An 11,584-nucleotide genomic window follows, 5' to 3' on the forward strand; every position below is an offset into this window, starting at 1 on the left:
ATTTGCTTTGGCGCCCAGGGCACAGGTACTTTCACTCAGCCCATTCCACGGAGAATCAGCGATGAACCGAAACGATTTCAAAGAACACTCGCGCATCACCGTCACCTGGCGGGACAAGGAGGGCAAGCTGCGCCCAGGTAACTTCTACGTCTACGCCCTCCTGAAGGACGCCATGATCGTGCGTGCCACGGACAAGGATGGCCTCCTGCGCAAACTCCCTTACGCCGACGTACTGCGCATCGTCAAGGCCAAGGAAGTCGCCCCCCAGGATCGTTACCTGATCCCGGAAGAGGTCCTCAAAGAGGCCAACTGGAAGGACCGGGACGTGATGATGCGCTACAGCTCCTCGCCCCACCGCGGCAAGTAACCCTGCAGACATCGCCCCGCTCACCGAGCGGGGTACCCGCTAGGCTTCCCGGCGCCAGTGACCACTACGCCCGCCGCTTTTCTCTAACAGGCGCACGGCGGTGATCTCCATGCCTCGGTCGATGGCCTTGCACATGTCGTAGACCGTCAGCAAGGCGACGCTCACCGCGGTGAGCGCCTCCATTTCCACGCCCGTCTGGCCGCTACAGCGCAGATCCGCGCGACAGAGCAATTGGGGCGGCTCATCCTGGTCCACGAACTCCACCTCTACGGCAGTGAGGGCCAGAGGGTGTGCCAAAGGGATCAGGTCGGCCGTCTTTTTGGCCGCCTGGATGGCCGCGATGCGGGCGACGGCAAGGACGTCCCCTTTGCCGACGGTACTCTGGCGCAGCCGCTCCAGAGTGCTCCTGTGCATGCGAATGCTGCCTTCGGCCCGAGCGCGGCGGTCGCTTACGGGCTTGTCCGTGATGGCCACCATGTGCGCTTCACCGCGGGCATTGAAATGGGTCAGGAACGAGTCCGGGCCTGGCTTCTGGGACATGAAATCTGGCACTCCTTTTGCTTGAATCACGCAAACCCGAGGGCGCGCTTGTGGAGATGTCGGTGCTGAAGAAAACTCTCATCGCTTGGATTCTGAGCCTGTTCTGCCTCTCGGCACAAGGGGATCTGCGCTTTCTGCTGCCGCCGGTGAGCAGCCCCGCGGTCATGTACGCAGCCTTCACGCCCTTGGCCCAGTACCTCAGCCGCGTCAGTGGCGAGACGGTGCACCTCAGCTTCAGCGGCAATCTGCAGAGCTTTTATCTCGAGGCCAACAAGCCCGTGGCACAGATCGCCCTGTTCTGCCCCATCTCGTATTTGCGCGTTGCCCACGAAAGCCCGTATCTGCCCCTCGTCGGCATCGACGGCGGTCCCGGTAGCAACCACAGCGTGATCCTCGTCCGCGCCGACTCCCCGGTCCATAGTGTGTTGCAGCTGCGCGGCAAAAGTTTTGTCATGGGGGACCCCGCCTGTGCTGCCTCTGCCCTGCTGCCCTTGTCCCTACTCAGCAGCGTCGGAATCGGCACCAAGGATTTCAGCACCCTGCGCCAGAGCGGCTCGGATCAGAGTGCCCTGATGGACGTGGCAGCCCGCTTCTACGACGCCACGGCGGTAGCCGAAAATGTGGCCATGCCCTACCTTCGCAACGGCACGCTCCGGGTGGTGGCGCGCATGGATGTCGGCCCCGGCGATCTCATTGCTGCCAGTGCCGAGGTGCCGCCGGCGCTGCGCGACAAACTTCGCGCCGCCCTCCTCGAGACTGCGCACGCCGATCCTGCTGCCTTGCGCGCCCTGGGCGGTCTTGCCTACGGCTTCCACCCTCTGGAAGAGGGTGCCTATGCTCCCTTGCGCGCCCTCTACCGTGATCTATACGGTAAGCGCCTGGATCCCAAATATCGCAGCAAGCACTTGGTGCTTGGCATTCCACCGGCCTTTTCTCCAGTGACGGCAGCGCGCCTCTTCGCCCCCCTGGTTCAGGCCTTGCGCAAGGCCACCGGTGAGTCGGTGGTGGTGGTCATTCCGCCCAGCGAGACGGATTATGTGCGCGACCTGCGCGCGGGACGCTACCAGTTTGCCCTCTTGAGTCCGCTGATGCACGAGGCGGCCAAGGGTCGGCTCCAAGTGTTGGCACGCCTGGACCCACCCAATAGCGAGAAGGGTCTGGCGGTGGTGAGCATTCAGCACCACGGAACCACACCGGAAACCGCCGGACCCGCTCTGACCATTGCCTACAGTAGCCCATACTGTAGTGCTGCCGGCATTCTGCGTCCGTGGATCCAGCAGCACGCCCATGGGCGGCCGTTGCACTGGCAGGGAGTGGCCTCGGAACGGGCGGTGTTTGCAGCTCTGGCCACGGGCAAGGCGGACTGGGGCGTGCTGCGCGCCGCGACCGTGACCGATCTCATGCGCGAGACTCCCGACACGTGGCGCGTGCTGACCACGGCCGGACCAGCGCCGGCCTGGGTGCTGGCCTCACGCCCGGCGCTGCCCAAGGTTGAGATCACCCGGCTGCGACAGGCATTGGCGGCGATCCCGCCCGCAGAGCTCGAAGCCGCCGGTTTTGCCAGCATTCGTCCCAGCTCATGAGCCGCGAGCTCTCCGAGGCAGCGGGCGGTACACGTCCCGCGGAACCCGCCGGCGCTTCGTCCATGCGCAGAAGGGCCCGGGTGCTCCTCGTCGGCTCCTGGCCCCATCTGTGGCAGGAACTCAGTTGGCGCAGCAAGAGCATGGCCTTCGTCCTGCTACTCGTTGCCCTGATCTATGCCCTCATCGCGGTATTTCTCTACACCTCGGTACGCGCCGACCTGACGAGCCAAGTACAGAACGAACTGGCTCGCCTGGCCGACAACATCGCGCGGGAGGCCGCCAACCCCATCCTGCTCAAGGATGGCGGCAAACTGGCGCAACTGGCCAATCCCGGCAACCCACTGGTGCGCGCCGTGGAGATCGTCGACCGCAGTGGCGTGGTCGTCGCCAGCAACCAGCTCAACCAGCTGGGTGCACAGGCGCAGTTGCCCCTGCACCCCGGCAGCCACGGCGACCTCTTCCAGGCCCCCATTGCCGCGGGTTCCTACCGCCTGGGTACCGTCTGGCTGCAGGGAAACCGACATAAGATCAGTGCCTTGGTGGATGAGCGTCTCAACCGCACCACGAGCCGCCTGCTGATCCTGGGCGCCATTACGGCTCTACTGGGTTTGCTGGGTGCGTACCTGGTGAGCCTGGCCATCACCCGACCGGTACTGCGCTTGTTGCGCGACATCGAGGGCATGGAGCAACGCCTGGGGCTGGAGGATCGTCGCGAGCTGTACGCCCCCGATCGTCACGGGGATGAGCTCCACCGCCTGGAGCGGGCCTTTCGCATCACCGAAACGCGCCTGCACGAGCATCTCCAGGAGCTGCAGCGTCTGCACCAACGGCAACAGGACATGCAATGCATGGCCACCATCGGCGAGATGTCGTCACAGGTCGCGCACGAGATCCGCAATGCTCTGTCCTCACTGCGGGGAGCGGCACGCTACCTGGTTCGCTACGGTGGCCAGGACAACGGCAAGAATAATCTGGTGCCAGAGGATTTTCTGTCGATCATCGAGGAGGAGGTCCAGCGTCTTTACGACATGACCCAGGGCTTCCTCGATTTTGGTCGTTCTTACCGCCCCGAGTATGCCGATACCTCGCTGTATGCCCTGCTGCAGCGTTGTGTCGAGCGTCACCGTCCGGACTTCGAGGGACACGGTGTCGCCGTCGACGTGGACTGCCCCCCCGAGTTGCACGCCAGCGTCGACCCCTCCCTCATTGGCCAGGCCCTCAGCAATCTCCTGCTCAACGCCATCGATGCGGTGCCTGAGCCCGGCGGTCGCATTGCTCTGCGTGCCTACCGGGAAGGTCCGGGACTGGTTTGCATCGCCGTTCACGACAACGGGCCCGGCGTGCCGGCAGACAAAAGGGGTGTCATCTTCAAGCCTTACTTCACCACCAAGACCAAGGGCAGCGGTCTTGGTCTGGCCATGGTGGCGAAGATCATGATGGTGCACGAGGGTCGTGTGGAGCTCAAGGAGGCGGGCGAGGGCGCCGAATTTGTCCTGCACATTCCCGATCGCCTATCCTCAGACGCCGACTAGCACGATCCACCCTGGCGCCTGTGTGAGGATTCCATGGAAGCACCCATTCTCATTGTCGAGGACGAACGCAATCTGCGCCGCGTCTTGGCCGCAGTCCTGGCGGCGGAAGGTTTTGCCACCAGTGAGGCGGAGAGCGCCGAAGCGGCATTGGAGTCGATCCGCCAGCAGCCCCCTGCCCTGATCCTGACGGACCAGCGTCTGCCCGGCCGTTCCGGTACCGATCTCCTGCGGCAAGTGAAAAGCACCTATCCGGAAATCCCGGTCATCATCACCACCGCCTACGGCGAGATCGAGCACGCCGTGGACGCCATCAAGGCAGGAGCGGAACACTATCTGACCAAACCGGTGGATGAGGGCGAACTCATCGCCCTCCTCCGCCAGGTCCTGGGACAACGTGGACGCGTCTTGCCACCGCTGCGCCAGGAGCCTCGCCGGCATGGTCTGATCGGAGTCAGTCGCGCCATCGAGACACTTCTCGAGGTCATCGATCTGGTTGCACCGGCGCCGTCCAACGTGCTGATCACGGGGGAATCGGGCACCGGCAAAGAACTGGTGGCGAGAGCCCTGCACGACGCCTCGCCGCGCGCCGGGCAACCCTTCGTTGCCTTCAACTGCGGGGCAATCCCCTTGGAACTCGTGGAGAGTGAGATTTTTGGCTTCGAGCGCGGCGCCTTCACTGGGGCCACGCGTTCCCAGGCCGGTAAACTGGAGATGGCTGCCAGCGGCACCCTCTTTCTGGACGAGGTTGGGGACATGCCGCTACCCATGCAGGTCAAGCTCCTGCGGGCGCTGCAGGAACGGGAGTTCACTCGCCTCGGCACCCACCAGGCGCTGCCGCTCCAGGCCCGCATCGTTGCGGCAACCCACATCGACCTGGCCCAGGCCGTCAACGACGGGCGGTTCCGAGAAGATCTCTACTACCGCCTCAACGTCATTCCGCTGCACATCCCACCGTTACGGGAGCGCCGCGCCGACATCGCGCCCCTGGTGCGCCACTTTCTGGCCAAGATCAGTGCCGACATTGGGCGCTCGCCGCCCATCGCCATCAGCAGCGATGCTCTGGCGGCTCTGGAGGCCTATGACTGGCCTGGGAACATCCGGCAATTGGAGAACCTGCTGGAGCGGATGATCGTCCTCAGTCGCGGCCCCGAGATTCGCCGTCAAGATTTGCCAGCGGAGCTCTTGGGTAAGGCCGGCAGCGACGGCGGCCCGGCCAGCCCCTTCGATCTTCCATCCCTGGAACGCCAGACGGTACTGAGCGCCTTGGAAAAAACCCGTTTCAATCAAAGCCAGGCGGCGGTGCTCCTGGGCATCAGTCGTAAACAGCTACGCACCAAGATGAAGAATCTGGGGCTCCTGGGCGATCACGATAACGACGACGACCTGGGCGACGGAGACTGAGCCGCTGGCTCTGTCCCAAATGGGACAGGGATTTCCCAACGAACAGGGCCAGTCGTAGGTTCCGGCGTTTGCGCGCCGTGCAACTAGGTGGGCTCCGCCGCCAGTGCTTCTTCCTCGACGCGAGGCCGTACCGGCTGAAAGTCTATCGCTTATTGCCCCCGTGCCCTTAAAGGGTCGATATTTTTCTCCCCTTAACTCTACAACTTATAGTAGATTAATACTATAAGACGTTTTGGCACGATTTCTGCTCTTACTCCATTGCCCATGTTTCGAAAGGGCAGCACCACAGGAGTACGATATGAAACTCGATACCATCGTTCGTGCGGGAATGCTCAGCAGCCTCCTCGGCACCCTTTTGTTCCTGGGCGCTGTGGATCGTGTCCAGGCGGCGGAAAACGCGGCGGCACAGAGCAACATCGAAGCAGGTCGGGCTATTGCCTTTGATCGGGAAAAGGGAAATTGCCTCGCCTGCCACGCTTTACCGGGTGGCTCCCAGGCTGGCAATGTCGCCCCTGCCCTTCCCATGAAGGGAGTAACCTTCCAGCAGATGTTCCAGACCAAAGAAAAACTCGTGGCTTTTTTGGCGGATCCGGAAAAACTATTCCCCTACGCCAATATGCCACAATTTGGCAAAAATGATGTTCTGACACCAAAAGAATTGCAGCAGGTGGCGGATTACCTCTGGTCCTTGAATTGAACCCCTTAATCAGGAGTAGACCTTCCATGAAGAAAACTATTCAGCGTCGCCAATTTATCGGCACAAGCCTCGTTGCGGGAGCTGCGGTCACCCTGGCCGGTGGCGCCCTGCTCCGCTCAGGAGCCGCCCTCGCCGACAACGTCGCCGGTTGGCCGGCCAAGGCCTTTGACGCCAAGGCCCTCGATCAGGCCATGGCCGCCAGTGTCGGCAAGAACAACGTCCCCGTATCGCCCAAGGTGAAGCTCACGGCACCCACCATTGCCGAAAACGGTGGAGCCGTGCCTGTCACCATCGAAATCGACTCGCCCATGACCGCCGACGATTACGTCAGCACCGTCTGGCTCTTCGTGGACCACAACCCCACACCGCTGGCCAGCCAGTTCGATCTCACCCCAGGTCTCGGTGCCGCCTATTTCCAGCAGCGCATCAAGATGGCCAAGACCGACAACGTACGGGTCATTGCCAAGACCAGCAAGGGTGAGTTCATGGCCTCTGCCCCGCGTGAGGTCAAGGTCACCATCGGTGGTTGTGGCGGTTGATAAACCGGGCAACAACCATTTCATCGAGCATTCACGAGGAACGACAGCATGGCAGACAATATTGGTAACCCCATGATCCGTATGGCCAACAGCGCCAAGAAGGGGGAGATGGTGGAAGTCCGCTCCCTGATCATGAATCCCATGACCACGGGCCTGACCAAGGACAAGGAGGGTAAACCCATCCCTGCCCACTTCATTCAGACCGTCAGCGTCACCTTTGATGGTGCAAAGCTGCTGGACATCGATTGGAGCACGGCGGTCAGCGCCAATCCCTACCTGGCCTTCAAGATGCGGGCCGAGAAAAGCGGCACACTGAAGATGGTCTGGAAGGACAATCAGAATGGCGTCTGGAGTGCGGAGTCCAAGCTGACGGTGAGCTAAAGAAGACGGTACTGCGTTTGTCGCGGTACCCGACTCGAGGAGGAAACGGACAATGAAGAACTGGTTTTTCACGCTGTCTTTGGGAGCCCTCATGGGCGTTGCGGGGAGTGCGCAGGCCGTCAATTGGTGGGACATCGGTAACCTGAAGACCTCTCCGGCGCAGACCCTCAAAGAATCCCGCGAGTTATTCAAACAGCAGCACCCGGATCTACCCTTCGACAAGTATGCACTGGGTGCCTATGCCTTCAGTCCCGAACTGTACAGTCAGTATCAGGAGGCCATGCAGTTCAACCCGGGGGATCTCACCCTGTCTACGGGTAAGGAGCTCTGGGAGAAGCCCTTCAAGAACGGCAAGACCTATGCCAGCTGTTACCCCAACGGCGGCAAGGGCGTGGCCGCCCACTATCCCATGTACGACAACAAGACTCATCAGGTGGAGACCATTGCCACCAGTATCAATGCCTGTCGCGTGGCCAACGGCGAGGAACCGCTGAAATACGGCAGTGCCGACATGATCGCGCTGCAGACCTACCTCACCTCCCTCTCCAATGGGATGCCCGTGGCGGTCAAGGTGGAAGGACCGGGAGCCACCAAGGCCTTCCAGGAAGGCAAGGCCTATTACTTCATGAAGCGCGGTCAACTGGGTTTCTCCTGTGCATCCTGCCACATGGCTTACGACGGCAAATATCTGCGCGATCAGATCATTTCGCCCTTGCAAGGCGAGACGGCACATTTCCCCACCTATCGCGCGGCCTGGTCGGCGGTGAATACCCTGCAAAAACGGATTCAGGGGTGTAACAAGAACGTCGGCGCACAGCCCCAACCCCTGGAAAGTACCGATTACCGCAATGTCGAGTATTTCATGGCCTATCTGAGTAACGGCATAAAGATCAACGTGCCGGGATATCGCCCCTGATCGACCGACAGTCCGTTTTATCCATTCGCCAATAGCTGAAGGAAGGTCACCATGCCGAGCCGTCTCCACAAAAGCCTTGCGGCCGTCGCTCTGAGTTGTGCCATGACGCTGCCCTTGGCTGCCGCCGCAGCTACCGTCCCGGCGCCCGTCGCCGGGATGCCCCCGATAAATACCGATTCTCCGCTCTACGTCGTGCCCGTACAGAAAGGGGTCACTCCTGCCCAGGTGCAGATGGGCATCCAAAGTGGCGCCGAGGCCGAGAACATGAATGTCGTCGGTACACTGGATGTCCAGAAGGGATTGCAGGAACGCGGCATTCCGAGCAAGAGTCCCTACGTCATCTACGAAGTGTGCAATCTCGTGCTGGGCTCCAAGATCCTCGATACCGATCCCGAGTTCGGAGCCTTTGCACCCTGCAAGATCGTGCTCTATGAAAAACAGGGAAAACTCATGCTGTTGACCTATCTACCGACCTACGCACTGAAGTATTTCCCAACCAATCCGGCAGCCAAACGCGTTGCCGAAGCATTGAACAAACAGATCATTTCCGTAATGAAACAGGCGGCCGCTGGCGGTCTGTAATCGGGGGAGAATTAACCATGCATCTGGATCGACGCGATTTCTTACAGTTGCTCGGGGTAGCCGGCGCTGCCAGTTTTTTTGCTCCTGGGGCGATACAGGCCGCCTGGGGCAGCGATAAGGACCCATACACCATACCTGACTATGGCAACGTGACCTTACTGCACATGACGGACTCCCACGCCCAGCTCTTGCCCGTGTGGTGGCGTGAACCCGACACCAATATCGGCGTAGGCTCCGTCCTCAACCAGACGCCCCACCTCTGTGGTAAATGGATGCTGGATTACTACGGCGTCGGCAACGATCCCAGGTACAAGTATGCCTATTCCTGCCTGGACTACGACACCCTAGCCCACAAGTACGGCAAGATCGGTGGTTACGCGCACATCGCCGCACTGGTCAAGCGCTTTCGCCAGGAGCGCGGCGACAAGGTCCTGCTGCTGGACGGCGGCGATACCTGGCAGGGCTCAGCCACGAGCTTGTGGACCAACGCGGCGGACATGGTGGGTGCGCAGAATCTGCTGGGCGTGGACGACTTCGTTGGACACTGGGAATTCACCTTTGGCCAGGAACGCGTCGAGCATCTGGTCAAAAATGAGCTCAAGGCTGCTTTCCTCGCCCAGAACGTTTTCAGTAACACCTGGCAGGAACTGGTTTTCAAACCCTACCGAGTGCATGAGATCAGCGGTCGCAAAATCGCTGTCATCGGCCAGGCGTTTCCCTTCACTCCCATTGCCAATCCGGCCTATATGATTCCGGATTGGGGCTTTGGGATCCACACCGAACACATGCAGAAAATGGTGGACGAAGTCCGCCAGCAGCATCAGGCCGATATCGTGGTCGTACTCTCCCACAACGGTGCCGATGTCGACAAGAAGATGGCATCCATGGTCAAGGGGATCGATATCATACTCGGTGGTCACACCCACGATATCATGGGGCCAAAACCTTTCGTCGTGAATCAGACCTTGATCATCAATACCAGCACCAATGGCAAGATTCTTGCCCGTTTTGATCTCGATGTCGGCAAAGGCAAGCTTAAGGGTTGGCGTTTTCATTACCTCCCGGTCTTTTCCAACCTCATCAAAGCCGATGCGGAAATGGCAGCATACATCGAGAAGGTACGCGCTCCCTACAAGGACAAGCTCAGCCAGCCGCTGGCCACGACCGCGAGCCTGCTCTATCGGCGCGACAACTTCAACGGCACCTTCGACCAGCTGCTCTGCGACGCTCTGCGCGAAGAGATGGACTGCGAGGCCTCCTTTTCTCCGGGCTTCCGCTGGGGCTACTGCAAACTTCCGGGGGAGACCATCACCATGGAAGACGTCATGGGGCAGACGGCCATTACTTACCCGCAGGCAACCATCAACGCGTATACCGGGGAGCAGATCAAAAACATCATGGAACAGGTTGCCGACAACATTTTCAATCCAAACCCCTACTATCAGCAGGGCGGTGATATGATCCGCGTCGGCAATATTCAGTACGATTTCAACCCCGACGAAAAGATTTATCATCGCATCAGCAACCTGCGCATTGGCGGCAAGGCCGTTTCCGCCACGAAGAAATATAAGGTAGCCGGCTGGGCGTCCATGCAGAAAGTCGAGGGCAAGCCGGTATGGGAGATTTTTTCCCACTGGTTGCAGAGCAAAAAGCATGTGGAAGTCAAAAAGCTCGATCTGCCGGTACTCAACAAAGACATGCAGAACAATCACGGCATTGCGTTTCCGAAAGCGTACAAACTCTAGACCTTCCTGCAGTAGTTGTCCGTAACGAGCCATCAGCCGGCGTCTCACGCCGGCTTTTTTTTCGTGTCCAGGGGCACGTATGGCGCACACCGTAGCCAAAACTCCACAGTTACAGGCTCTTGGGCTTTGCGCAGGGCTCGTGCTAGACTGCGCGTCTTACGCCTAGGGCCCTGCAGAGCTTGCCTGAGCAGACCTCCGCTGGCTCTTGGACCAGTCAACCCGTAGGACTCACATCCCGATGATATTCAAAAGAATCCTAGGACTTTTCTCCAGCGATCTGGCGGTGGATCTGGGGACGGCCAACACCCTGATCTACGTGCGCGGCAAGGGCATCGTACTGTCGGAGCCCTCGGTGGTGGCCATTCGCACCGGTCGCCACGGCGCCAATCGCCGCATCCAGGCCGTCGGTGAGGAGGCCAAACGCATGCTCGGGCGCACGCCTGCCAATATCACCGCCATTCGCCCGCTGAAGGATGGGGTCATCGCCGACTTCCAGATCACGGAGGCGATGCTCAAGCACTTCATCAAGCGCGTGCACCCGCAACGTTTCTTCTCGTCGAGCCCGCGCATCATCGTTTGCGTGCCCTTCGGTGCCACCCAGGTGGAGCGGCGGGCCATTCGCGAATCGGCCCAGAGCGCCGGAGCCCGCGAGGTACACCTCATCGAAGAACCCATGGCAGCGGCCATCGGCGCTGGCCTGCCGGTGGCGGAACCAACGGCCTCCATGGTCGTGGATATTGGCGGTGGTACCACGGAGGTGGGCGTCATCGCTCTGGGTGGAGTGGTCTACTCCCAGAGTGTACGCGTCGGCGGCGACAAGATGGACAAAGCCATCGTCAACTATATCCGACGCAACTACGGCATGCTCATCGGCGAAAGCACCGCCGAGGAGATCAAGAAGACCGTCGGTTGTGCCTACCCGGGTCAAGAGGTAGTGACCATGGAGGTGCGGGGCCGCAATCTCGCCGAGGGCGTGCCCAGGACCTTTACCATTACCAGTGCGGAAATCCTCGAGGCACTGCAGGAGCCCTTGGGCGCCATCGTCGGTGCCATCAAACTGGCCCTGGAGCAGACCCCGCCGGAGTTGGCCGGCGACATCGCCGAGCGCGGGATGGTGCTCACGGGCGGAGGCGCCCTGGTACGGGATCTGGATCGCCTCATCATGGAGGAGACGGGTCTACCGGTCATCGTTGCCGAGGAACCTCTGACCTGTGTGGCGCGCGGCGGCGGGCGGGCCTTGGAGGAGCTGGAACGGCTTGGAGAAGTCTTTGCGGACGACTGATACCTTCCGGGTCTAGTCG

The 11,584-nt window shown here is 60.7% G+C and carries 12 protein-coding genes; 11 read left to right on the plus strand and 1 reads right to left on the minus strand.

The features are described 5' to 3' along the window. Positions 1 to 61 precede the first annotated feature (61 nt). Positions 62 to 367 carry a hypothetical protein gene (locus ACAty_RS11010; RefSeq protein WP_004868566.1) on the plus strand — a complete coding sequence of 102 codons (306 nt, stop codon included), beginning with the start codon at positions 62 to 64 and terminating at the stop codon, positions 365 to 367. A 39-nt stretch (positions 368 to 406) separates the two neighbouring features. Here the strand turns inward: ACAty_RS11010 and moaC are convergent, their stop codons facing one another. Next, positions 407 to 907 (minus strand): cyclic pyranopterin monophosphate synthase MoaC, encoded by a 501-nt coding sequence (moaC, locus tag ACAty_RS11015; RefSeq protein WP_004868568.1) that lies wholly within the window; start codon positions 905 to 907, stop codon positions 407 to 409. Between the two features lie 56 nt (positions 908 to 963). Here moaC and ACAty_RS11020 point away from each other — a divergent pair, with 56 nt between their 5' ends. From ACAty_RS11020 to ACAty_RS11065, 10 genes are all read left to right on the plus strand, one after another. Next, positions 964 to 2,490, plus strand: coding sequence for a PhnD/SsuA/transferrin family substrate-binding protein (locus tag ACAty_RS11020; protein ID WP_038472252.1), 1,527 nt, complete (start codon positions 964 to 966; stop codon positions 2,488 to 2,490). Beyond that, complete coding sequence (locus tag ACAty_RS11025; protein ID WP_226824481.1) at positions 2,487 to 4,022, plus strand: sensor histidine kinase; 1,536 nt, start codon at positions 2,487 to 2,489, stop codon at positions 4,020 to 4,022. Before ACAty_RS11020 ends, ACAty_RS11025 begins: the two co-directional genes overlap by 4 nt. Before the next feature lie 33 nt (positions 4,023 to 4,055). Continuing rightward, on the plus strand, positions 4,056 to 5,423 hold the full coding sequence (locus tag ACAty_RS11030; protein WP_004868573.1) for a sigma-54-dependent transcriptional regulator: 1,368 nt from the start codon (positions 4,056 to 4,058) through the stop codon (positions 5,421 to 5,423). A gap of 298 nt (positions 5,424 to 5,721) precedes the next feature. Further along, positions 5,722 to 6,120, plus strand: a complete 399-nt coding sequence (gene soxX / locus ACAty_RS11035; protein ID WP_004868575.1) for a sulfur oxidation c-type cytochrome SoxX — start codon at positions 5,722 to 5,724, stop codon at positions 6,118 to 6,120. 26 nt (positions 6,121 to 6,146) lie between these two features. After that, on the plus strand, positions 6,147 to 6,659 hold the full coding sequence (soxY, locus tag ACAty_RS11040) for a thiosulfate oxidation carrier protein SoxY (RefSeq protein ID WP_004868577.1): 513 nt from the start codon (positions 6,147 to 6,149) through the stop codon (positions 6,657 to 6,659). Positions 6,660 to 6,707: 48 nt separating this feature from the next. Continuing rightward, positions 6,708 to 7,040 carry a thiosulfate oxidation carrier complex protein SoxZ gene (soxZ, locus tag ACAty_RS11045; protein ID WP_004868579.1) on the plus strand — a complete coding sequence of 111 codons (333 nt, stop codon included), beginning with the start codon at positions 6,708 to 6,710 and terminating at the stop codon, positions 7,038 to 7,040. 52 nt (positions 7,041 to 7,092) lie between these two features. Next, positions 7,093 to 7,956, plus strand: a complete 864-nt coding sequence (gene soxA, locus ACAty_RS11050) for a sulfur oxidation c-type cytochrome SoxA (protein ID WP_004868580.1) — start codon at positions 7,093 to 7,095, stop codon at positions 7,954 to 7,956. Between the two features lie 51 nt (positions 7,957 to 8,007). Further along, positions 8,008 to 8,538, plus strand: a complete 531-nt coding sequence (locus tag ACAty_RS11055; protein ID WP_004868582.1) for a DUF302 domain-containing protein — start codon at positions 8,008 to 8,010, stop codon at positions 8,536 to 8,538. Between the two features lie 17 nt (positions 8,539 to 8,555). Then, on the plus strand, positions 8,556 to 10,283 hold the full coding sequence (soxB, locus tag ACAty_RS11060; protein WP_004868584.1) for a thiosulfohydrolase SoxB: 1,728 nt from the start codon (positions 8,556 to 8,558) through the stop codon (positions 10,281 to 10,283). 238 nt (positions 10,284 to 10,521) lie between these two features. After that, complete coding sequence (locus ACAty_RS11065; RefSeq protein WP_004868585.1) at positions 10,522 to 11,565, plus strand: rod shape-determining protein; 1,044 nt, start codon at positions 10,522 to 10,524, stop codon at positions 11,563 to 11,565. Positions 11,566 to 11,584 lie beyond the last annotated feature (19 nt).

Source organism: Acidithiobacillus caldus ATCC 51756, assembly GCF_000175575.2.
Classification (GTDB): domain Bacteria; phylum Pseudomonadota; class Gammaproteobacteria; order Acidithiobacillales; family Acidithiobacillaceae; genus Acidithiobacillus_A; species Acidithiobacillus_A caldus.

What these genes read in the sequence shown, in the direction of transcription:
- ACAty_RS11055 (WP_004868582.1), top strand. Translation starts at nt 8,008, where the DNA reads ATGCCGAGCCGTCTCCACAAAAGCCTTGCGGCCGTCGCTCTGAGTTGT.
- soxA (WP_004868580.1), top strand. Translation starts at nt 7,093, where the DNA reads ATGAAGAACTGGTTTTTCACGCTGTCTTTGGGAGCCCTCATGGGCGTT.
- moaC (WP_004868568.1), bottom strand. Translation starts at nt 907, where the DNA reads ATGTCCCAGAAGCCAGGCCCGGACTCGTTCCTGACCCATTTCAATGCC.
- soxY (WP_004868577.1), top strand. Translation starts at nt 6,147, where the DNA reads ATGAAGAAAACTATTCAGCGTCGCCAATTTATCGGCACAAGCCTCGTT.
- soxX (WP_004868575.1), top strand. Translation starts at nt 5,722, where the DNA reads ATGAAACTCGATACCATCGTTCGTGCGGGAATGCTCAGCAGCCTCCTC.
- ACAty_RS11065 (WP_004868585.1), top strand. Translation starts at nt 10,522, where the DNA reads ATGATATTCAAAAGAATCCTAGGACTTTTCTCCAGCGATCTGGCGGTG.
- ACAty_RS11030 (WP_004868573.1), top strand. Translation starts at nt 4,056, where the DNA reads ATGGAAGCACCCATTCTCATTGTCGAGGACGAACGCAATCTGCGCCGC.
- soxZ (WP_004868579.1), top strand. Translation starts at nt 6,708, where the DNA reads ATGGCAGACAATATTGGTAACCCCATGATCCGTATGGCCAACAGCGCC.
- ACAty_RS11020 (WP_038472252.1), top strand. Translation starts at nt 964, where the DNA reads ATGTCGGTGCTGAAGAAAACTCTCATCGCTTGGATTCTGAGCCTGTTC.
- ACAty_RS11010 (WP_004868566.1), top strand. Translation starts at nt 62, where the DNA reads ATGAACCGAAACGATTTCAAAGAACACTCGCGCATCACCGTCACCTGG.
- soxB (WP_004868584.1), top strand. Translation starts at nt 8,556, where the DNA reads ATGCATCTGGATCGACGCGATTTCTTACAGTTGCTCGGGGTAGCCGGC.
- ACAty_RS11025 (WP_226824481.1), top strand. Translation starts at nt 2,487, where the DNA reads ATGAGCCGCGAGCTCTCCGAGGCAGCGGGCGGTACACGTCCCGCGGAA.